The sequence below is a fragment of the Streptomyces sp. NPDC005181 genome (assembly GCF_040608395.1).
Lineage (GTDB): Bacteria > Actinomycetota > Actinomycetes > Streptomycetales > Streptomycetaceae > Streptomyces.
Map to the genome: position 1 here is coordinate 76665 of NZ_JBEXID010000023.1, position 21556 is coordinate 98220.

Here is a 21556-nt window from a genome sequence, read left to right on the forward strand (position 1 = left end):
GGCCGTACGCACACAGCTGCCTCAGCCGAGGTCGCCGGCCGCGGTGCGCTCCGCCAGCTTCACCAGCGTGCGGACCGCGGAACCGGTGCCGCCCTTCGGCGTGTAGCCGTACGGCGCGCCCTCGTGGAAGGCCGGGCCCGCGATGTCCAGGTGCGCCCAGGCGATGCCCTCGCCCACGAACTCCTGCAGGAACAGGCCGGCCACCAGGCCGCCGCCCATCCGCTCGCCCATGTTGGCGATGTCGGCGGTCGGGGAGTCCATACCCTTGCGCAGGTCGGCGGGGAGCGGCATCGGCCAGGAGGCCTCGCCGACCTCCTCGGCGATCTCGTGGATGGAGGTACGGAAGGCGTCGTCGTTCGCCATGATGCCGAAGGTGCGGTGGCCCAGTGCCAGCACCATCGCGCCGGTCAGGGTCGCCACGTCGACGATCGCGTCCGGGTTCTCCTCGGAGGCACGGGTGAGCGCGTCGCCGAGGACGAGCCGGCCCTCGGCGTCCGTGTTGAGGACCTCGACGGTCTTGCCGCTGTACATGCGCAGCACGTCACCCGGGCGGGTCGCGTTGCCGGACGGCATGTTCTCGGCGAGCGCCAGCCAGCCGGTGACGTTGACCTGGAGCCCCAGACGGGCGGCAGCGACGACGGTCGCGAACACGGCGGCGGCGCCGCTCATGTCGCACTTCATCGTCTCGTTGTGACCGGCCGGCTTCAGCGAGATGCCGCCCGAGTCGTACGTGATGCCCTTGCCGACCAGGGCCAGGGTCTTCTCCGCCTTCGGGTGCGTGTAGGCGAGCTTCACCAGACGGGGGCCGTGGGTCGAGCCCTGGCCGACGCCCAGCAGACCGCCGAAGCCGCCCTTGACGAGCGCCTTCTCGTCGAGGACCTGCACCTTGATGCCGTGCTCCTTGCCGGCGGCCGTGGCCACGGCGGCGAAGGACTCGGGGTACAGGTCGTTCGGCGGGGTGTTGATCAGGTCGCGGGCGCGGTTGATCTCCTCGACGACCGCGACGGCGCGCTCGGCGGCCGCCTTGAAGGCCTTGTCGCGCGGCTTGGCGCCGAGCAGGGCGACCTCGGCGAGCGGCTGCTTCGGACCGTTGCCGTTCTTCTTGTCCTTCGAGTCGAGCTTGGTCTCGCCGCCCTGGTACGCGGTGAAGGCGTACGCACCGAGGAGTGCGCCCTCGGCGACGGCCTCGGCGTCCTCGACCGATGTGACCGGCAGCGCGAAGCCGGCCTTCTTCGAACCGGCCAGCGCACGCGAGGCGGAGCCGGCGGCCCGGCGCAGTGCTTCCGCGTCGAACGCCGCGTCCTTCTCCGGAGCCGTACCGAGCCCGACCGCGATGACGACGGGGACCTTGAGGCCGGCCGGCGCGGGGAGCTTGGTGACTTCGCCCTCGGCACCGGAGGCGCCCAGGGTTTCCAGGACGGTGGCGAGCTTTCCGTCGAACGCCTTGTCCACGGCCTCGGCGCCCGGTGCGACGACCGGACCCTTGGCGCCCTTGGCGACGCCGACGACGAGTGCGTCGGCGCGCAGCGTCGCCGCACCGGCAGTGCTGAGAGTGAGAGCAGTCACGGTGGTGAAATCTCGCTTCCGTTGAGTTCATTTGTCGGTCGAGGGGTGGGCCGACCGTGCCCGGCGCATCGTAGACGCCGCCGCAATGCGCCGGGAATGAGCCTACGCGCGCCTTTGCTGCCGGATCACGTCGGCGGGCCGTCAGCGACCTGTTCCCGGGGCACGGCTCCGGCACCGGCCGGCCAGGACCGGGGCCCCGGAGGCGCAAACGCCCTTGCCAGTAGGGTCGGTTGGGAATGCCGGAGCGAGCGGGGGAGGGCGATGCGCGCCCAGTGGGCTGCACGCAGGTCGCGACCGGGGCCGGCGCTGCCCGCCGTACTGATTCTGTCGGCGGTCCTGGCCGGCTGCACCTCGGCGCCGGAATCCGCCCCCGCGGCGCGCTGGCAGCCGAGGCCCGGCGCCGACTGGCAGTGGCAGCTCTCCGGCCGTCTCGACCCCACCGTGGACGTCCCGGTGTACGACATCGACGGCTTCGAACACGACGCGTCGGCGGTCGCCGATCTGCACCGCCGGGGCCGCAAGGTCATCTGTTACGTCTCCACGGGCGCCTGGGAGGACTTCCGCCCGGATGCGGCGAAGTTTCCCGCCTCGGTACGCGGAAGGGGCAACGGCTGGCCGGGGGAGCGCTGGCTCGACATCCGCCGCACGGACCTGCTGGAACCGCTGATGGAGGCCCGGATCGAGATGTGCGCGAAGAAGGGCTTCGACGCGGTCGAACCGGACAACATGGACGGCTACCGCAATCGGACGGGTTTCCCGCTGGCCGCCGCCGACCAGGTGCGCTACAACCGGCTCGTCGCCCGCATCGCCCACCGCCACGGACTCGCCGTCGGCCTGAAGAACGACCTGGACCAGATCCCGCAGCTGGAGCCGGACTTCGACTTCGCGGTCAACGAACAGTGCGCGCAGTACGACGAGTGCGCCGCCCTCACCCCGTTCATCGAGGCGGACAAGGCGGTCTTCCATGTGGAGTACGAGGTGCCGGTGGCGCGGTTCTGCCCGCAGTCGAAGAAACTGCGTCTGAGCTCACTGCGCAAGAAGTACGAACTCGGAGTCTGGCGCCGGAGCTGTACGTCGAGCCCGTCCGGCGATGGAGGACAAAACGGTAATCGGGCTGCCCCGCGGCCTCTCACCCCAGGGCCAGCACCACCAGCGCCCCTGTCGCTGCGACCTCCGCAACCGCTCCGAACACATCGCCCGTGACCCCGCCGAATCTCCGCACGCAGTGCCGCAGCAACACCTGCGCGCCGGCCAGCCCGCCCACCACCGCAAGTCCCTGGTGCAACGGTGCGTACCCCCCGAACACCGCACCCGCCCCCGCACACGCGGCCACCACCACCGCAGCCGCGCCCGCCGCCGCCCGCAGAGAGACCGTCCCCGCAACCGCCGCCCCCAGCCCCTCCGGCCGGGCCGGCGGCACGCCCTGACGGGAAGCCAGCGTGAGCGCGAGCCGGGCGGTGACCCCGGCGACGACCGCCGCCATCGCACCGTGCGCCCAGCCCTGCCCGTACAGCGGGTGGAGGACCGCGACCTGGGCCAGCAGCACGAACAGCAGGGTGATCACACCGAATGGCCCAATGTCCGACTGTTTCATGATGTGCAGCGCGTCCTGAGCGGGTTTGCCGCTGCCCAGTCCGTCCGCCGTGTCCGCGAGGCCGTCGAGATGCAGTCCCCTCGTGAGGACCGCGGGTACCGCGGCCGAGGCGACCGCGGCGAGCAGCGGCCCCGAGCCGAACAGCAGCAACAGTCCACCGGGCACCGCCGCCAGCAGCCCCACCACCAGACCGGCGAGAGGGGCGCACAGCATCCCGGCGCGGGCCGCATCGCGGTCCCAGCGGGTGACGCGGACGGGGAGGACGGTCAGGGTGCCGAAGGCGAAACGTATGCCGTGGCTGTTCGGGGAGGTCACGGCGCGCAGGCTAATCGCTGCGCCGGGTCGATAGATTGGCCGAAACGCTGCAGAACGTCACAAAATGGATCATCGGGAGAGGGTGGCATGGGTCACTGGTTCGATCAGAACTTCGTCGAGCCGGGGAAGCTGCCCCTGCTCCTCGCGTTGGCCGCCTTTGTGCTGACCTTCGCCATCACCCGTCTCATCACCCGGCTGATCAGGGCCGGGAAGGGTCCGTTCCGCAACATCACGCCCGGTGGCCTGCACGTTCACCATGTGGTGCCCGGTGTGGTGCTGACGGTGATCGGCGGCTTCGGTGCGGTCTCCAGCGGGCGGCACGGCGTCACGGCGGGCGTCTGCGCGGTGATCTTCGGGATGGGGGCAGGGCTGGTGCTGGACGAGTTCGCCCTGATCCTCCATCTCGACGACGTGTACTGGACCGAGGAGGGCCGGCAGAGTGTGGAGATCGTCGTCCTCACCGCGGCGCTCGTCCTGCTCCTCCTCGGCGGCTTCTCACCGCTCGGGGTGAACGAACTGACCAACGATCAGGAGCAGGGACGGCTCGGCATCGTCCTGACCCTGGTGGTCAACTTCTGCTTCGTGCTGGTCGCACTCTTCAAGGGCAAGGCCCGGATGGCGGTGATCGGCACCCTGGTGCCGTTCGTCGCTCTGTTCGGCGCGATCCGGCTGGCCCGGCCGACGTCGAGGTGGGCGAAGCGCTTCTACCGCAACCGGCACCGCGCCCGCTCCAGGGCGGTGCTGCGCGCGTACCACCACGACCGGCGCTGGGTGGGGCCGCGCCGCAGATTCGAGGAATTGATCGGCGGCGCGCCGGACCGGACTCCGGCCCCGGTGCGCAAGTCCTGACCGCGGCGGGCGCGCCGCCGGCGGCGCCGGTCGCGCCGGGCCGTGAAGTCGCACAGGATCAGTACCGCGACGATCGCCGCGAGATGCTCCTTGCCCGCCAGATTGTTCTTGAAGACCACCTCGATGGCCATCGCCGCGATCACCACCGCCCCGGTGGACCAGGCCCGGTAGGCGTGGCACACATACACCGCGAGCCCGACCACCGCCGCCGACGGGCCGGTGTCGACCACCTGTGCGTCCGAGGCGGGCAGTCCGAACAGCCCGTCCGGGCCGACCGCGACGCCGGCCCGTGCGTACAGCGTCCCGGCCAGCGTCGCGACGTACGCGATCAGCAGGGTGCGCCACCGGCCCAGACAGATCTCGGCGATCCCGAACACCACCAGTACCTGCGCCAGCGCACCCCACACCGGCAGATCCGGCGCGGGTACGAACAGAGACAGCGGGGTACGCAGCAGGGCGATCCACAGCGGGTCCTCGGCCCGCACCGAGCCGAGGACGTGCACGGGTCGCCGGCCCCAGGACTGGTTCTGCACCACCTGGAGCAGGGCCGTCAGGCAGACCGCCCCGAGGGTCACCGGGACGGCCCGCAGCCGGGAGCCGGCGAGCGCGCAACGAACGGTCGACAGCAGCGGCCCCCACTCGCGGCGGGCGGTCGTGCGCAGCGCGGTCACCGGTCTCATCTACGCGTCCCCAGATGCGAACGGTGCATCCACCTGGGCAGGCCGGGAGCCTCCAGAAAGCCTTCGGCGCGGGCCGCGGCGATGCCGATGCGCAGCAGGTCGGAGCTCTTCTCGAAGAGCATGAAGCGCGGCTCCCAGATCGGTCGGTACTTGGCGTTGGCGCGGTAGAGCGACTCGATCTGCCACCAGCGCGAGAAGAAGCTGAGCAGTGAGCGCCACAGCCTCAGCACCGGTCCGGCGCCGAGCCGCGATCCCCTCTCGAAGACGGACCGGAACATTGCGAAGTTGAGCGACACCTGGGTGATTCCGATTTCCCGGGCGCGCTGCAGGAGTTCGATGACCATGAACTCCATCAGGCCGTTCTCGGAGTTCCGGTCACGGCGCATCAGGTCCAGCGAGAGACCGCTCGGACCCCAGGGGACGAAGCTCAGTACGGCACGCAACTCGCCCTGTCCCGGGGCGTCACCGCTGTCCCGGCACGCCAGCATCACGCACTGCCCGTCCGCCGGATCGCCGAGCCGTCCGAGCGCCATCGAGAAGCCGCGCTCGGTCTCCCCGTCGCGCCAGTCGTCGGCGCGGCGCAGGAGTTCGGCCATCTCGTCGTCGGGGATGTCCGCGTGGCGGCGGACGGTCACCTCGTACCCGGCGCGCTTGACCCGGTTGTACGCCTGGCGGACGGTCCGCATCGCCCGCCCGTCGAGGGTGAACTCGGCCGTCTCCACGATCGCTTCGTCGCCGAGCTCCAGCGCGTCGAGGCCGTGCCGGGCGTAGACCGTGCCGCCCTCCTCGCTCACTCCCATCACCGCGGGAATCCAGCCGTGCTCGCGGGCCTCGGCGAGCCATGGTCCGATCGCGCCGGGCCAGGCCTCCGGGTCGCCGATCGGGTCACCGGAGGCGAGCGAGACCCCGCCGACCACCCGGTAGGCGACGGCGGCCTTCCCGGTCGGCGACCAGACGACGCTCTTCTCCCGGCGCAGCGCGAAGTAGCCGAGCGAGTCGCGGTCGCCGTGCTTGTCGAGCAGGACGCGGAGCCGGTCCTCGTCCTGCGGGGTGATCGGGTCGACGGCCCGGCGGGAGCGGAAAGCCGCGTACACGACGGCGATCAGCAGCAGGGTGGAGAGGATGTTGATGACGACATTGACCCAGCCGGGCACGGTGATGCCGGGGAAGCGGGAGTTGTCGGCGGCGACCGAGATCAGCCGCAGCGCGCCGTAGCGCCAGCGGTCGAGGAAGGTCGAGCGGTACTCGTCGTGTGCCGTGTTGGTGACGGTGACGAGCAGGGTCGCGATCAGCGAGGTGAGCAGCAGCCCGCCGATGGCGACCACGGCCGCCAGCTTCGGGTTGGATCTGTCGCCCTTGGCGTAGAACTCCCGCCGGCCCAGCAGCAGCGCCAGGACGAACAGGGCGGTCAGTGCCAGGGAGATCCAGTTCTGCGGGTACTGCTGGATCTCCGGGAAGGAGATCACAAAGGCGAAGAGCAGGAGCAGCAGACCGCTCAGCACCATGTTGACGATCCACGCGGCCCGCTTGCGGCGGCGCATGGTGACCGCCAGGAAGAGTGCGACCACCCCGGAGGAGAAGCCCGCGGTGAGCAGATAGGGCGTGAAGTAGTTCTCGGTGTTGTGCCGGCGGAGGTCCTGGCCGAGCGTGACCCAGACGGCGCTCAGGAAATTGATGAACGACACGACGCGCAGGTACCAGATGGCGAATGCCGCGCTGCGTCGTGAGCGGACGGTGCTCCGCCGGGCACCCCCGCCGGCCAATCGGACCTCTCCCATGAAAAGCGATCATATGGGGCATCGCGCTTCATGAGGGCTGGGCCGCAGCCGGTGTCCGTGGTCGGCGGCCGCAGCCCGGCAGGGTCCCGTCAGTCGTCGTCCGTGTCGCCGTCCGTGTCGCCGTCCGCGCCGGTCCTCCCGGCCTCGTCGCCGTCCTTCTCGTCGTCCTCGCCGGTGTCCACCGGTGCGCGCTCGGGCAGCTCCGCCGCCAGCGCGGCCGCGGCCTGCACGAGCGGAAGCGCCAGCAGCGCCCCGCTCCCCTCGCCCACGATGACGCCGTGGTCGAGCAGCGGGGTGAGTGCCATCCGGTCCAGCGCCTTCGTCTGCGCCGGCTCGCCGCTCACCTGGCCCGCCAGCCACCAGTCCGGCGCCCGGAACGCGGCCCGCTGGGCGACCAGCGCACACGCCGACGAGACCACGCCGTCCAGGATCACCGGCAGCCTGCGCACCGCGCACTGCAGCAGGAATCCGGTCATCGCGGCCAGGTCCGCGCCGCCGACCGTGGCCAGCAGCTCCAGCTGGTCACCGAGGACCGGGCGGGCCCGCCGCAGCGAGTCCCGGATCGCCGCACACTTGCGCATCCAGGCGAGATCGTCGATGCCCGCACCGCCGCGCCCGGTGACCACCGAGGCGTCCGTGCCGCACAGGGCCGCGATGAGCGTGGACGCCGCCGTGGTGCCGCCGACGCTCAGATCGCCGAGCACCACCAGATCGGTGCCCGAATCGGCCTCCTCGTCGGCGATCGCGATCCCGAGACGTACCGCCTGCTCGGCCTCCTCGGCCGTCAACGCGTCCTCGATGTCGATCCGGCCGCTGCCGCGCCGCACCCGGTGACGTACGACCGACTCGGGCAGCAGTTCCGGATCGCAGTCCAGACCGGCGTCGACGATCCGTACCGGTACGGAGAAGCGGCGGGCCAGCACGGCGAGCGGCGTCGCACCGTCCAGCGTGGCCCGCACCAGCTCGTGCGCGGTGCCGGCCGCGCGGCCCGAGACACCCAGCTCGGCCACCCCGTGATCACCGGCGAAGAGCACCACGCGCGGCTGCTCGATCGGCTTGACCGGTACGGCCTGCTGCGCGGCCGAGAGCCATTCGCCCAGCTCGTCGAGGCGGCCGAGGGCGCCCGGGGGCACGATCAGCCGCTCCCGGCGTTCCTCGGCGTCGCGCCGTACGCCGCCGTCGGGGCGTTCGATCAGGTCGGAGAAGTCGTCCAGATTCACGGGGGTCTGCCTCGCGGGTCGATACGTGGTGTGGGCCGGCGAGCCCGCCGCCGGGCTCATTGCGGAACAGTACCTGCCACATTTCTGACGCCCCATCAGTGCGGCGGCCGGTGGATCAGGCCCCGAACCGCAGCAGCGTCATCGCGGGGGTCAGCGTCCGCAGCCCGGGGGCCAGGTGCTGGAGCCGGATCAGCTCGCCCATCGCACCCCGCCCGCGCGGCAGCCCCAGCGCGTGCACCTCGGTGATGTTCGGATGCGCACTGCGCAGCTTCTTCCGCTCGCCCGGGTTCATCGCCCAGCGCATCGGCGGGATGGTCATGGAGCCGACCTTCGACGTACCGGCCACCGTCCCTCTCGCCAGCCAGCGCGCCATCGAGTCGAGGACGAGCACACCGCCCGGCAGCCGTTCGGCGCAGCCCGCCAGAATCTTCCGCACCTCGGGAGGTTCCAGATACATCAGCAGCCCCTGGGTCGTGACGGCCACACCCCGGCCGGCCGGGTCCTCGATCTCGTCCAGCCAGGAGAGGTCGGTCGCCGAACGGGACAGCGTCCGCAGCCGGTCCGACGCGGGCAGCAGCGTGCGCCGCAGCGCGGCGACCTGCGGCAGCTCCACGCTCAGCCAGTTCAGCCGGCCGTTGTCGACCCGCCAGAAGCCGGTCTCCAGACCGTCGCCGAGCGCGACCACGGTGGCCTGCGGATGGGCGCGCAGATAGCCCTCCACCGCCAGGTCGAAGCAGCGTGAACGCAGCGCCTGCGCCTGCGAGTGGAACGCGTTCGGCCGCCCGAACCGCTCCTCGAAGGGGTAGTCGAGGTCCGCCACCAACTGCAGCGCCACCGGATCGTCGATGACGGGATAGGGCTGCCCCGCCTCGTACGCCCGGTTGTAGAGCGTCCACAACAGGGTCTCCGGAACCCCGTCCAGCATCGGCCGTACACGTGCCATGTCCGCTCCTTTCCCGCCTGCCGTTCCGTTCGCTCAGCCGCGCAGGGCAAGTGCCTGCCCGGCCACCACCAGCAGTACGTGCTCGCACTCGTCGGCGAACGCCGCGTTCAGCCGGCCCAACTCGTCCCGGAACCGCCGCCCGGCGGCCGTCGCGGGCACCACGCCGGAGCCGACCTCATTGGTCACGGTGACGACGGTACGCCGTGTCCCGCGCACCGCACCGACCAGTTCGGCGATCCGCTCCCGCAGCGCGGTCTCGCCGCCGTTCGCCCACGCCGCGTCGGACCAGGCGTCCACCCGGTCCATCGCGTCCGTCAGCCACAGCGACAGGCAGTCGATCAACAGTGGTGGCCCGTCCGACTCCAGCAGCTCCACCAGTTCACAGGTCTCCTCGGTGCGCCAGGCGGCCGGCCTGCGCTCCCGGTGCAGACCGATCCGGGCGGCCCACTCCGCGTCGCTGTCCCGGCTGCCTCCGGTCGCCACGTACACCACCTCGGGGAACGTCTCCAGCCGCCGCTCGGCCTCCACCGACTTCCCGGACCGCGCACCTCCCGTCACCAGCGTGCGCCGCGGCACATCCGGTACGGCGTGATAGTCGCCGACCACCAGCGTCGTCCCGTCCGGCACGGTCCGCGCCCCGGACGCGGCGAGCCGCCGGTCCAGCTCGGGGCCGGGCGGCGTGTTGTGGTCGATATGGACGGCGATGACCTCGGTGGCCGGCCCGATCGCCTCGACGGCCCGCAGCCGGGCCACCGCGTCCGGCCGCCCGGTCACATCGCCGACGACCATGTCGTACGGCTCCGCCACCCGGTCCGTCAGACCGGCGGGGGCGGCCCCCGGCGGCATGTACAGCAGCCGCTCGCCCTCCGGGGCCGTCACCTCGTATCCGGTCCCCGGCGCGTCCATCGGCACCGCCCGGATCCGGTGCCCGCTGATCAGCGTCAGCTCCCGCCCGTCCGGCACCCGGCCGGCCGGGGGCAGCCCGGCGGGCAGCTCCACGGCGGGCCCGTCGTGCGGGTGGGTGAGCAGCACCTGCCGTACGCCGGTCAGCGAGTGACCCGCACGGGCGGCGGCGAACACGGCCCCCGGAGTGAGATCGAGCAGCAGCGCATCGTCGACCAGCAACGAGGTCGCGGCCCGTGCCCGTGCCCCACGGGCGGTGGCGCAGGCGGCGCACGGACATTCGGGGCGAGGCAGCCCGTCGGGGGCTCCGGTGCCGAGCAGGGTCAGTTCCACGCTCCTGATCCTCCCGCGTCCCCGCACCGACTGCGCGACCAACCCTGCGCGTCCAGCCACTAGGCTGCGGGCAGCAACGTGACCCAGGAGGCGGACATGGCGTGGACGTGGCGGTTCGAGAAGTCCGACGGTACGGAGACGGAGCCGGCGCTGCAGCCGGAGGAATTCACGACCCAGGGCGATGCGGAGTCCTGGATCGGCGAGTTCTGGAAGGAACTCCTCGACGGCGGAGCGGACCAGGTGACGCTGTTCGAGGACGCGACGAAGATCTACGGCCCCATGAGCCTCCAGGCCGACCAGGGCTGACCTGCGCCACCGGCATGCACAGGCCGCGGGCGCCGTTCGTCGGCGCCCGCGGCCTGTGCATGCGTGGTCCCGCAGGTGGTCAGATCTCGCCCAGTGTGACGTCCGCGGTCTTCTGCGCACCATTGCGCAGATACGTCACCGTGACCTTCTGCCCGGGTTTGTCGGCGGCCAGTGCCTCCGACAGCGAGATGATCGTCGTGATCTGTGTGTCGCCGATCTTCGTGATGATGTCGCCGGCCCGCAGCCCCGCCTCGTCAGCGGCGCCGCCCTTCGTGACGCCGACCAGGGCCACCCCGGCCGGCTGGTAGTTGTCGTCGACGACCGTGCGGCCGGTGATGTTCAGCGCCGCCCGGCCCGAGTCGGTGACCTTGCCGTTCTTGACGATCTGCTCGGCCACCTTCTTCACCATCGAGGCGGGGATCGCGAACCCGATGCCCGGCGCTGCGCTGTCACCCATTTCCGGGTCCACCGCTCCCAGGGTCGGGATGCCGATCACCTCACTGTCGAGGTTGACCAGCGCGCCACCACTGTTGCCCGGGTTGATCGCCGCGGAGGTCTGCACCATGTTCGCGATGGTCGCCCCGGTGCCCCCGCCCGCACTGCTCTCGGTCACGGTCCGGCCGACCGCTGACACGATGCCCTGGGTGACGCTGCTGGACAGCCCGAGCGGCGAGCCCATCGCCAGCACGATCTGGCCGACCTCGACCTTCTCCGATTCACCGAACGTCGCGGGCTCCAGCCCGCTCGGCACGTCGTCGAGCTTGATGACGGCCAGGTCCTGTTGCGGATACGCGGCGACCAGCGAGGCGCTCAGCACCTTCTCGCCGGTGGCGATGGTGACCTTGAAGGTCTTCTCCTCGCCCACCACATGGGCATTGGTGACGATATGGCCCTTGTCGTCGTAGACGATGCCCGAGCCAAGACTGTTGGAGGCGTCGATCTGCACGACCGACGGCAGGACGTTCTTGATGACGGTCTGGAACCCGGCCTGCAGATCGTCGGCGGGCCGGGTGGCCGAATTCTGCTGCGTCGAGCCCGGCTTCGTGGCACCGGCCTGCGACGCGTTCGAATTCGATCCGGAGCAGCCGCTCACCAGGGCGATGGCGCAGAGGCCTGCGGCCAGAGGCAGCGCCAACCCGTGGACACGGCTGCGGGAAGGGGAAGCATCCATGTCCGGATTATTACTTTTAACCCCTTTGGCGGCCTGTTGGGGGCAGCCGATCGGGCGGGGGCGCCCGCCAGGGATTACGGGACAGCCCTTAGCCCCGCACGCCGCACAGATGGAGCAGTGCTGCCACGCTGCGGTACGGGTCCGTCCGCCCGGCCCGGTCCTCCGCTGCCAGCACCCGGTCCAGTTCCGTCGCGGCCGGCAGTTCCACGTCATTGCTCACGTGGTCCGTGAAGATCCGCACCCCGTACCAGGCATGCAGCGGCGCCGCGATCCCGGCGAGTGTGGCGGTGAGGGCGTCCAGGCGGTCGGCCCGGACCGTCACTCCCAGCCGGTTGGTGTACGCGTCCGTGTCGAACGCGGCCAGCGCCGTGTCCCAGTCCCCGGCGGTGCCGGGCCGCATCGCCAGCGCGTCCCCGTTCCGTACGAGCAGGGACAGCAGCCCGCCGGGCGCCAGCATCCGGGCCAGGCCCGCCAGCATCGCGTCCGGCTCCTGGACGTACATCAGCACGCCGTGGCAGAGCACCACATCGAAACTGCCCGGCAGGAAGTGCACCCCGGTCTCCAGGCCGTCGCCCTCGATCAGCCGGACCCGCTCCCGGATGCCCGCGGGCTCGTCACCGAGCGCCTCGCGGGCCACCCGCAGCATCTCGGCGTCGGACTCCAGGCCGGTCACCGTGTGGCCGGCCCGGGCCAGCCGCAGTGCCTGGGTGCCCTGTCCCATGCCCACATCGAGGACCCGCAGCCGCTGCCCGACCGGGAAGCGCGCGGAGATCTGCTCGTCGAGCTGCCGGGCGACCAGCTCCTGGCGGACGGTGTTGCGCAGCCCGTCGAGCCCTTTGAGCCAGGCGGCAGAGGCCCCGGAGAACGGGGAGGTGCCGCGGCGAGGCGGACCGACGGACGGACCGCCGATCGAGCCGGCGAGCTCCGTGCTCAGGGCCGCTCTCCTCGCTTGACCTGAGGCTTCGGCAGACGGAGCCGACGCATCTGAAGCGTACGCATCAGACCGTAGGCGACCGCGCCGCGCTTCGGCGCATCGGGGAAGCGTGCGTTCAGCTGCTTCTTCAGCCGGAACGCGAGACCGATCGAGTCGATGACGATCAGTACGATCACGCCGAGCCAGAGCAGCAGCGAGATGTTCTGGATGTTCTGCACCTGGATCACGCTGAGAATCAGAATGATCACTGCGAGCGGCAGGAAGAACTCCGCGATGCAGAAGCGCGAGTCCACGAAGTCACGGACGAAGCGCCGCACCGGACCCTTGTCGCGGACCGGCAGATAACGCTCGTCGCCACTCGCGAGCGCCTCCCGCTGCTTGGCCATGTCCACCCGGCGCGCTTCGCGCTGGCGCTTCGTGGCCTCCTTGCGGTCGAGCGGCGCACCACTGGAGGCACGACGGCGCTGCGTCTGGGCATCGCTGCGCTTGGGGGTGGGGCGACCCTTGGGTGCCTGCGGGTCGCGGGGCTGCGTGGAGAGGTCCGCCGTCACCTTGGAGGTGGGCGCCTTCTCTTCCTTCGAACGGCTACGGAACACAAAACCCAAGGGTACGGGGTCGATCGCGGCGACCCCAGCCCGGTTGGGAACGATCCGGCAACGGCCTGCGTCCTCACAGGTGTCCCGAGAGGGGCAGAACGGACGTTGCCGCCGGTTTCCCTGACAGCCACCTACTCCCTGGGCCGGAGCGGTGACCGGGAGCAGTCGTCCTTGGGGAGGACCACATCCTTGCCCGAACAGTGCGGTAATAGAGACAGGGCCCGTACTGTGGGTTCTGTTGGAGTGCTGGAGCCCAGTCCGTCAGAAGGGGGCGCGCGAAGCCCATGAGCGGTGTCATGAAGCGTATGGGGATGATCTTCCGCGCGAAGGCAAACAAGGCCCTTGACCGGGCCGAGGATCCGCGCGAGACCCTCGATTACTCGTACCAGAAGCAGCTGGAGCTGCTTCAGAAGGTGCGTCGCGGTGTCGCCGATGTGGCGACCTCGCGCAAGCGCCTGGAGCTGCAGCTGAACCAGCTGCAGGGCCAGACGTCCAAGCTGGAGGACCAGGGCCGCAAGGCGCTCGCGCTCGGCCGTGAGGACCTGGCCCGCGAAGCGCTGTCCCGGCGGGCCGCCCTCCAGCAGCAGGTCACCGATCTGGAGACGCAGCACTCGACGCTGCAGGGTGAGGAGGAGAAACTCACTCTCGCGGCCCAGCGGCTGCAGGCCAAGGTCGACGCCTTCCGTACCAAGAAGGAGACCATCAAGGCCACCTACACCGCCGCCCAGGCGCAGACCCGGATCGGCGAGGCGTTCTCCGGGATCTCCGAGGAGATGGGCGACGTCGGCCTGGCGATCCAGCGGGCCGAGGACAAGACCCAGCAGCTGCAGGCGCGCGCCGGTGCGATCGACGAGCTGCTCGCCTCCGGCGCACTCGACGACCCGACCGGTACGGCGAAGGACGACATCGCCGCCGAGCTCGACCGGATCTCCGGTGGTACGGATGTGGAGCTGGAGCTGCAGCGCATGAAGGCCGAACTGGCCGGTGGCTCCGCTCCGCAGCAGGCGATCGAGGGCGGCTCGCAGGACGCCGCCCAGCAGCAGTCGTCGCAGTCCCCGCACAAGTTCGACAAGCAGTGAGGCAGACGTCATGATCGTTCGGATCATGGGGGAGGGCCAGCTGACCCTGGCCGACAGTCATCTCGCCGAGCTGAACAAGCTCGACAACGAACTGCTCGCCGAGATGGAGAGTGGTGACGGCGCAGGCTTCCGCGCCACCCTCCACGCGCTTCTCGCCAGGGTGCGCGAGCTCGGCACACCCTTGCCGGACGACTCCCTGGAGCCGTCCGAACTGATCCTGCCGTCGCCCGACGCCACCCTCGAAGAGGTACGCGACATGCTCCGCGACGACGGTCTGATCCCCGGCTGACGTCAGCCGCTCCAGCACCCGCACGCATGCGCTCTGCCCCGTGCCCGGTCCGCCGGCCACGGGGCGGAGCGCTGTCCGGACCGGTTCGTCGTGCTGCCGGACCGGTTCGTCCGGATCGGTGCGTTCTGCGTACGGCCCCGGGGGCGGCCGGACCGTACCCGTCCGCGACACGCCGTACCGTTGCTTGACGTGACCACCCTCGGAACCGGGTTCCTGCGCGTGCGGCGCTGGCTGCGCGACCATCCCCTCGCGTTCGACGGCGCGCTTGCCGTGGCCGTGCTCGCGTCGATGATCGCGGGGTCGTTCACCGACCCGAACGCCCCGAACGGGCCCAGCTTCGGCACTCGCACGCCCGAGGCGGCCAGCGTCGTCCTGATGGTGCTGGGTGCTGCCGTGCTCGTCCTGCGGCGGCGCAACCCCATGGCGGTGCTCGCCGCTACCGGTGCGCTGGCGATCGTCGAGTTCGTGCTGGTGGACCCGCCCGCCCCGGTGGTGATGAGCGCGGTCATCGCGCTGTACACGGTTGCCGCCACCACCGACCGGCCCACCACCTGGCGGGTGGGCCTGCTGACCATGAGCGTTCTGGCGGCGTCCGCGATGCTCTTCGGTGCTTCCCCCTGGTACAGCCAGGAGAACCTCGGGGTCTTCGCCTGGACCGGCATGGCCGGCGCGGCCGGGGACGCCGTCCGCTCGCGGCGGGCGTTCGTCGACGCGATCAGGGAACGGGCCGAACGGGCCGAGCGCACCCGTGAGGAGGAGGCCCGCCGCCGGGTCGCCGAGGAGCGGCTGCGGATCGCCCGCGATCTGCACGACGTCGTCGCCCACCACATCGCCCTGGTCAATGTGCAGGCCGGGGTCGCCGCCCACGTCATGGACAAGCGCCCCGACCAGGCCAAGGAGGCGCTCGCCCACGTCCGGGAGGCCAGCCGCTCCGCACTGGACGAACTCCGCGCCACAGTCGGGCTGCTGCGCCAGTCCGGCGACCCCGAGGCGCCGACCGAGCCGGCCCCCGGCCTCGCGGTCCTCGGCGAGCTGGTGGACAAGGTCCGGCGCGCCGGACTCCCGGTCGAGGTGGCATGCGCCGACCACGTGGCCCCGCTGCCCGCGGCCGTCGATCTCGCCGCGTACCGGGTGATCCAGGAGGCGCTGACCAATGTGCAGAAGCACGCGGGCCCCGGGGCGAAGGCCGAGGTGAGTGTCATACGGGTCGGGGAGACGGCCGAGGTCACGGTCCTCGACAACGGCACGGGCCGGACCGATGGCGCGGGTACCGCTGTCGACGGCGGCGGCCACGGACTGCTCGGTATGCGTGAACGCGTCACCGCTCTCGGCGGTGCCCTCACTGCCGGGCCCCGCTACGGCGGCGGATTTAGGGTTCATGCGATCCTGCCGGTCAAGGTCCGCACGGGAGAGCCGGAGTCGCCGGGCGCGGCGGGCCGGACGGGGGAACGCCCATGACACCGCCCATGACACCGCCCATCAGGGTCCTGCTCGTCGACGACCAGGCACTGCTGCGCAGCGCGTTCCGGGTGCTGGTCGACTCCGAGCCCGACATGGACGTGGTCGGCGAGGCGGCGGACGGCGCCGAAGCCGTGGCGCTGGCCCGCTCGACGCGCGCCGATGTGGTGCTGATGGACATCCGGATGCCCGGTACGGACGGGCTCGCCGCGACCCGGATGATCAGCGCCGACCCGGATCTGGCGGATGTGCGGGTCGTCATGCTCACCACCTTCGAGGTCGACGAGTACGTGGTGCAGTCGCTGCGGGCAGGCGCGTCCGGCTTCCTCGGCAAGGGGGCGGAACCCGACGAACTGCTCAATGCCATCCGTATCGCTGCGGGCGGCGAGGCACTGCTCTCCCCGGTCGCGACCAAAGGGCTGATCGCCACCTTCCTCGCGCAGGGCGGCAGTTCGGACGGCTCGGGGCCGAGCGCCGCCGAGTACTCCGAGCGGCTCGACGCGCTCACCGGTCGCGAACGCGAGGTGCTGGTCCTCGTCGCGGGCGGGCTCTCCAACGACGAGATCGCCGAACGTCTCGTCGTGAGCCCGCTCACCGTCAAGACCCATGTGAACCGGGCGATGGCGAAGCTGGGCGCCCGCGACCGGGCTCAATTGGTGGTAATCGCGTACGAATCGGGCCTGGTGCGCCCCCGGGTGGAGTAACAGGTGGAGAAGCGGCGTACTCCACCTGCGGTATGCGCCGCATAAGAATGCGACCCTGCGGCCGACGTTTTCGCCCCGGCGGATGCGCGATCGTATAGCTGGGCCGGGTCTGTCCCCGAGTCACCCGCCCACCTGCCGCGTAAGCCACAGAAGAGAGACCCACCCATGTCCTGGCTGTCCAGATTCAGCCTCGCGCAAAGGGCCCTGATCGGGCTGATCTCGATCGTCGCGCTCGTCTTCGGAGCGATCGCGATCCCGCAGCTCAAGCAGCAGTTGCTGCCCACCATCGAACTCCCGATGGTCTCGGTGCTCGCCCCCTACCAGGGTGCGTCTCCCGATGTGGTCGAGAAGCAGGTCGTCGAACCGCTCGAGAACACCATCAAGTCCGTCGACGGAGTCACGGGCGTCACCTCGACCGCCAGCGAGGGCAACGCCGTCATCATGGCGTCCTTCGACTTCGGCGACGAGGGCACGAAGCAGCTGGTCGCCGACATCCAGCAGGCGGTCAACCGCGCCCGCGTCCAGCTGCCCGACGATGTCGACCCGCAGGTCATCGCCGGTTCGACGGACGACATCCCGACCGTCGTCCTCGCCGTCACCTCCGACAAGGACCAGCAGGCGCTCGCCGACCAGCTGGACCGTACCGTCGTCCCCGCCCTGGAGGACATCGACGGTGTCGGCCAGGTCACCGTCAACGGTGTCCAGGACCTCCAGGTCTCCATCACTCCCCACGACAAGAAGCTCGCGGCCGCCGGACTGAACGCCGGATCCCTCGCTCAGGCCCTCCAGGCGGGCGGCGCCACGGTCCCGGCCGGCTCCTTCTCCGAGCAGGGCAAGAGCCGCACCGTCCAGGTCGGCGGAGCCTTCACCTCGCTGAAGCAGATCGAGGACCTGCGGGTCGCCGGCCAGAACCCGGCCACCGGCAAGCCCGGCAAGCCGGTCCGTATCGGTGACATCGCCACGGTGAAGCAGGAGCCGGCCACCGCCGTCTCCATCACCCGTACGAACGGCAAGCCGAGTCTCGCCGTGATGGCGACGATGGACAAGGACGGCAGCGCCGTCGCCATCTCGGACGCCGTCAAGGACAAGCTCCCGGACCTTCGCAAGGACCTCGGCGCCGGCGCCGAACTGACCGTCGTCTCCGACCAGGGCCCGGCCGTCTCCAAGGCGATCTCCGGCCTGACCACCGAGGGCGCGCTCGGCCTGCTCTTCGCGGTCATCGTGATCCTGGTCTTCCTCGCGTCGCTCCGCTCGACGCTGGTCACCGCGGTCTCCATCCCGCTCTCCGTGGTCCTCGCCCTGATCGTGCTCTGGACCCGCGACCTGTCGCTCAACATGCTCACGCTCGGCGCGCTGACCATCGCGATCGGCCGCGTCGTCGACGACTCGATCGTCGTCCTGGAGAACATCAAGCGCCACCTCGGCTACGGCGAGGAGCGCCAGTCCGCGATCATCACCGCGGTGAAGGAAGTGGCCGGTGCGGTCACCTCGTCGACCCTCACCACGGTCGCCGTCTTCCTGCCCATCGGTCTGGTCGGCGGCATGGTGGGCGAGCTGTTCGGTTCGTTCTCCCTGACCGTCACCGCGGCCCTGCTCGCCTCCCTGCTGGTCTCACTGACCGTGGTCCCCGTGCTGTCGTACTGGTTCCTGCGCGCCCCCAAGGGCAGCGCGGAGAATCCGGACGAGGCCCGTCGCAAGGCCGAGGAGAAGGAAGCCCGCAGCCGGCTCCAGCGGCTGTACGTCCCGGTGCTGCGCTTCGCGACCCGGCGCCGTATCACCAGCATCGTCATCGCCGTCGCCGTGCTCTTCGGCACCTTCGGCATGGCCCCGCTGCTGAAGACCAACTTCTTCGACCAGGGCGAGCAGGAAGTCCTCTCCATCAAGCAGGAGCTGGCCCCCGGCACCAGCCTGGTGGCCGCCGACGAGGCGGCCAAGAAGGTCGAGAAGCTCCTCGCCGGCGACAAGGGCGTCAAGGACTACCAGGTCACCGTCGGCTCCTCCGGCTTCATGGCGGCCTTCGGCGGCGGTACGGGATCCAACCAGGCCTCCTACCAGGTCACCCTGAAGGACTCGGCCGACTTCGACGCCACCCAGAAGCGCATCGACGAGGGCCTCGGCAAGCTCGACGGCATCGGTGACACCACCATCGCCGCGGGCGACGGCTTCGGCAGCCAGGACCTGAGCGTCGTGGTCAAGTCCGCCGACGCGGACACCCTGAAGAAGGCCTCCGAAGAGGTAAGGGCCGAGGTGGCCGAGCTCAAGGACGTCACCGACGTCCAGAGCGACCTTGCGCAGTCCATTCCGCGCATCTCGGTCAAGGCCAACGCCAAGGCCGCGGCCGCCGGCTTCAACCAGACCACGCTCGGCGCGGCCGTCGCCGGGGCGGTGCGTGGTACCCCGTCCGGCAAGGCGATCATGGACGACACCGAGCGCGACGTCGTCATCAAGTCCGCCCACCCGGCCACCACGATGGACGAGCTGAAGAACCTCTCGCTCGGCCCGGTCGAGCTCGGTCAGATCGCCGATGTGAAGCTGGTGCCCGGCCCGGTCTCGATGACGCGGATCGACGGCCAGCGCGCCGCCACGATCACCGCCCGCCCCACCGGTGACAACACCGGCGCGGTGAGCGCCTCGCTCCAGTCGAAGATCAACGCCCTGGACCTGCCGGACGGCGCCACCGCCACCATCGGCGGTGTCTCCGAGGACCAGAACGACGCGTTCATGAAGCTCGGTCTGGCCATGCTGGCCGCGATCGCGATCGTCTTCATGCTGCTCGTCGCGACGTTCCGCTCGCTCGTCCAGCCGCTGATCCTGCTGGTCTCCATCCCGTTCGCGGCAACGGGCGCCATCGGCCTCCTGGTCGTCACCGGCACCCCGATGGGCGTTCCGGCGATGATCGGCATGCTGATGCTGATCGGCATCGTGGTAACCAACGCGATCGTGCTGATCGACCTGATCAACCAGTACCGGTCGCAGGGCCTGGGCATCGTCGAAGCAGTCGTCGAGGGCGGCCGCCACCGCCTGCGCCCGATCCTGATGACCGCGCTCGCGACGATCTTCGCCCTGCTCCCGATGGCACTCGGCGTCACCGGCGAGGGCGGCTTCATCTCGCAGCCCCTCGCCGTCGTGGTGATCGGCGGTCTGGTCACGTCTACGCTGCTGACGCTGCTGCTCGTGCCGACGCTGTACGCGATGGTGGAGCTCCGTAAGGAGCGCCGCGCGAAGAAGAAGGCGATCAAGCGGGCGAAGAAGGCGGGCCTGTCCGCCCCGGCCCAGCCGGAGGAGACCACCTCCGAGGAGCCGGAGCCCGCGAAGGCGTAAGACGGGTCACGCAAAGGCCCCGGCACCGTCGAAACGGTGCCGGGGCCTTTGTGCGTCTCCAGCCGATCCGGCAGTCCCGGCCCGTCCGGCGTTCGAGGACCGGGGGTCCGGGGGCGAGCCCCGCCACACGGCGGAGCCGCACCTCGGATACAGCGGGAAGGGACGGTCAGGGGGCAGCGCCCGCCGCAGGCGCACACCCCTACGGCAGCGCCAGCATCCGCTCCAGCGCCAGCTTCGCGTACTTCTCCGTCTCCGGGTCGACCTCGATCCGGTTGACCAGCTTGCCCTCGGCCAGCGACTCCAGCGTCCACACCAGGTGCGGCAGGTCGATCCGGTTCATCGTCGAGCAGAAGCAGACCGTCTTGTCGAGGAAGACGATCTCCTTGTCCTCCGCCGCGAACCGGTTGCCCAGGCGCCGCACCAGGTTCAGCTCGGTGCCGATCGCCCACTTCGAGCCGGCCGGCGCCGCCTCCAGGGCCTTGATGATGTACTCCGTCGAGCCGACGTAGTCCGCCGCCGCCACGACCTCGTGCTTGCACTCGGGGTGCACCAGCACATTGACGCCCGGGATGCGCTCGCGCACATCGTTGACGGACTCCACCGAGAAGCGCCCGTGCACCGAGCAGTGCCCGCGCCACAGGATCATCTTCGCGTTCCGCAGCTCCTCGGCGGTGAGGCCGCCGTTCGGCTTGTGCGGGTTGTAGAGGACGCAGTCCTCCAGGGTCATCCCCATGTCCCGGACCGCGGTGTTCCGGCCCAGGTGCTGGTCGGGAAGGAAGAGCACCTTCTCGCCCTGCTCGAAGGCCCACTCCAGGGCCCGCTTCGCATTGGACGAGGTACAGATCGTGCCGCCGTGCCGGCCGGTGAAGGCCTTGATGTCGGCGGAGGAGTTCATGTACGAGACGGGTACGACCTGCTCGGCGATCCCGGCCTCGGTCAGCACGTCCCAGCACTCGGCGACCTGCTCGGCGGTGGCCATGTCGGCCATCGAGCAGCCCGCGGCCAGGTCCGGCAGTACGACCTTCTGGTCGTCGGTGGTCAGGATGTCCGCGGACTCGGCCATGAAGTGCACGCCGCAGAAGACGATGTACTCGGCCTCCGGCCGGGCGGCGGCGTCGCGGGCGAGCTTGAACGAGTCGCCGGTGACGTCCGCGAACTGGATGACCTCGTCGCGCTGGTAGTGGTGGCCGAGGACGAAGACCTTGTCCCCGAGCTTCTCCTTGGCCGCGCGGGCGCGCTCCACCAGGTCCGGGTCGGACGGGGAGGGCAGATCACCAGGACACTCGACGCCGCGCTCGCTCCTGGGGTCGGCATCGCGGCCGAGGAGCAGCAGGGCGAGGGGCGTCGGCTGGACATCCAGTGGTTGGGCGGTGGTCACGTCACGCACCCTTTCTGTTCTGCGGTCAGTGCGGCGAAGCCGCTCCAGTGGAGCCTGGGCTTGCACCGGGAAGCCTTTTCGTCTATTTGACGCTATCTATCATATCTGCTTCATGTCACTTTGACGACACCGATCGCGT

The 21556-nt window shown here is 70.5% G+C and carries 18 protein-coding genes and 1 pseudogene; 8 read left to right on the forward strand and 11 right to left on the reverse strand.

Translation table 11 applies throughout. The annotated features are described in order from the left end of the window. Positions 1–21: 21 nt before the first annotated feature. Positions 22–1566 carry a leucyl aminopeptidase gene (locus ABZV38_RS17485; RefSeq protein ID WP_356327901.1) on the reverse strand — a complete coding sequence of 515 codons (1545 nt, stop codon included), beginning with the start codon at positions 1564–1566 and terminating at the stop codon, positions 22–24. A 261-nt stretch (positions 1567–1827) separates the two neighbouring features. Here ABZV38_RS17485 and ABZV38_RS17490 point away from each other — a divergent pair, with 261 nt between their 5' ends. Next, positions 1828–2769, forward strand: a complete 942-nt coding sequence (locus ABZV38_RS17490; protein WP_356327903.1) for an endo alpha-1,4 polygalactosaminidase — start codon at positions 1828–1830, stop codon at positions 2767–2769. Here ABZV38_RS17490 and ABZV38_RS17495 read toward each other — a convergent pair. Next, positions 2696–3475 (reverse strand): adenosylcobinamide-GDP ribazoletransferase, encoded by a 780-nt coding sequence (locus tag ABZV38_RS17495; RefSeq protein WP_356327905.1) that lies wholly within the window; start codon positions 3473–3475, stop codon positions 2696–2698. The two genes, ABZV38_RS17490 and ABZV38_RS17495, sit on opposite strands and share 74 nt — an antisense overlap. Positions 3476–3562: 87 nt before the next feature. Between ABZV38_RS17495 and ABZV38_RS17500 the strand changes: the two genes are divergently transcribed. Next, positions 3563–4324: a hypothetical protein gene (locus tag ABZV38_RS17500; RefSeq protein WP_356327907.1), complete on the forward strand. Its 762-nt coding sequence runs from the start codon at positions 3563–3565 to the stop codon at positions 4322–4324. Here the strand turns inward: ABZV38_RS17500 and ABZV38_RS17505 are convergent. The 5 genes and pseudogenes from ABZV38_RS17505 to ABZV38_RS17525 all read right to left on the reverse strand — a co-directional run. Beyond that, positions 4270–5004, reverse strand: a pseudogene (locus ABZV38_RS17505) (hypothetical protein); the annotation flags it as partial. The gene ABZV38_RS17500 and the pseudogene ABZV38_RS17505 overlap by 55 nt on opposite strands. Then, the gene (locus ABZV38_RS17510) at positions 5001–6782 is read right to left on the reverse strand and encodes a phosphatidylglycerol lysyltransferase domain-containing protein (RefSeq protein ID WP_356327908.1); all 1782 of its coding nucleotides are present in this window, start codon (positions 6780–6782) and stop codon (positions 5001–5003) included. The pseudogene ABZV38_RS17505 and the gene ABZV38_RS17510, both read right to left, overlap by 4 nt. An 89-nt stretch (positions 6783–6871) precedes the next feature. Beyond that, positions 6872–8002 carry a nicotinate-nucleotide--dimethylbenzimidazole phosphoribosyltransferase gene (gene cobT / locus ABZV38_RS17515; RefSeq protein ID WP_356327945.1) on the reverse strand — a complete coding sequence of 377 codons (1131 nt, stop codon included), beginning with the start codon at positions 8000–8002 and terminating at the stop codon, positions 6872–6874. Between the two features lie 115 nt (positions 8003–8117). Then, positions 8118–8945, reverse strand: coding sequence for a class I SAM-dependent methyltransferase (locus ABZV38_RS17520; RefSeq protein ID WP_356327910.1), 828 nt, complete (start codon positions 8943–8945; stop codon positions 8118–8120). A 33-nt stretch (positions 8946–8978) separates the two neighbouring features. Beyond that, positions 8979–10181 (reverse strand): bifunctional adenosylcobinamide kinase/adenosylcobinamide-phosphate guanylyltransferase, encoded by a 1203-nt coding sequence (locus ABZV38_RS17525; RefSeq protein ID WP_356327912.1) that lies wholly within the window; start codon positions 10179–10181, stop codon positions 8979–8981. A 96-nt stretch (positions 10182–10277) separates the two neighbouring features. On the opposite strand from ABZV38_RS17525, the gene ABZV38_RS17530 reads away from it, so the two are divergent. After that, positions 10278–10487 (forward strand): hypothetical protein, encoded by a 210-nt coding sequence (locus ABZV38_RS17530; RefSeq protein WP_030933634.1) that lies wholly within the window; start codon positions 10278–10280, stop codon positions 10485–10487. A 79-nt stretch (positions 10488–10566) separates the two neighbouring features. Here ABZV38_RS17530 and ABZV38_RS17535 read toward each other — a convergent pair whose 3' ends face one another. The 3 genes from ABZV38_RS17535 to ABZV38_RS17545 form a co-directional block, all read right to left on the reverse strand. Continuing rightward, positions 10567–11658, reverse strand: a complete 1092-nt coding sequence (locus ABZV38_RS17535) for a trypsin-like peptidase domain-containing protein (RefSeq protein ID WP_356327914.1) — start codon at positions 11656–11658, stop codon at positions 10567–10569. Between the two features lie 88 nt (positions 11659–11746). Beyond that, positions 11747–12481 carry a methyltransferase domain-containing protein gene (locus tag ABZV38_RS17540; RefSeq protein WP_356327947.1) on the reverse strand — a complete coding sequence of 245 codons (735 nt, stop codon included), beginning with the start codon at positions 12479–12481 and terminating at the stop codon, positions 11747–11749. A 107-nt stretch (positions 12482–12588) separates the two neighbouring features. Then, positions 12589–13188 carry a DUF3043 domain-containing protein gene (locus tag ABZV38_RS17545; RefSeq protein ID WP_356327915.1) on the reverse strand — a complete coding sequence of 200 codons (600 nt, stop codon included), beginning with the start codon at positions 13186–13188 and terminating at the stop codon, positions 12589–12591. A gap of 296 nt (positions 13189–13484) precedes the next feature. Here ABZV38_RS17545 and ABZV38_RS17550 point away from each other — a divergent pair, with 296 nt between their 5' ends. The 5 genes from ABZV38_RS17550 (at position 13485) to ABZV38_RS17570 (ending at position 20039) form a co-directional block, all read left to right on the forward strand. Then, on the forward strand, positions 13485–14267 hold the full coding sequence (locus tag ABZV38_RS17550) for a PspA/IM30 family protein (RefSeq protein ID WP_030933623.1): 783 nt from the start codon (positions 13485–13487) through the stop codon (positions 14265–14267). 10 nt (positions 14268–14277) lie between these two features. Continuing rightward, complete coding sequence (locus tag ABZV38_RS17555; protein WP_356327917.1) at positions 14278–14556, forward strand: hypothetical protein; 279 nt, start codon at positions 14278–14280, stop codon at positions 14554–14556. 189 nt (positions 14557–14745) lie between these two features. Beyond that, entirely contained in the window at positions 14746–16014 is a 1269-nt protein-coding gene (locus ABZV38_RS17560) for a sensor histidine kinase (protein ID WP_356327919.1), read from the forward strand. A gap of 8 nt (positions 16015–16022) precedes the next feature. After that, complete coding sequence (locus ABZV38_RS17565) at positions 16023–16718, forward strand: response regulator transcription factor (RefSeq protein WP_356327921.1); 696 nt, start codon at positions 16023–16025, stop codon at positions 16716–16718. A gap of 165 nt (positions 16719–16883) precedes the next feature. Further along, positions 16884–20039, forward strand: a complete 3156-nt coding sequence (locus tag ABZV38_RS17570; protein ID WP_356327923.1) for an efflux RND transporter permease subunit — start codon at positions 16884–16886, stop codon at positions 20037–20039. 199 nt (positions 20040–20238) lie between these two features. Here the strand turns inward: ABZV38_RS17570 and nadA are convergent, their stop codons facing one another. Next, positions 20239–21426, reverse strand: a complete 1188-nt coding sequence (gene nadA / locus ABZV38_RS17575; RefSeq protein WP_356327925.1) for a quinolinate synthase NadA — start codon at positions 21424–21426, stop codon at positions 20239–20241. Positions 21427–21556 lie beyond the last annotated feature (130 nt).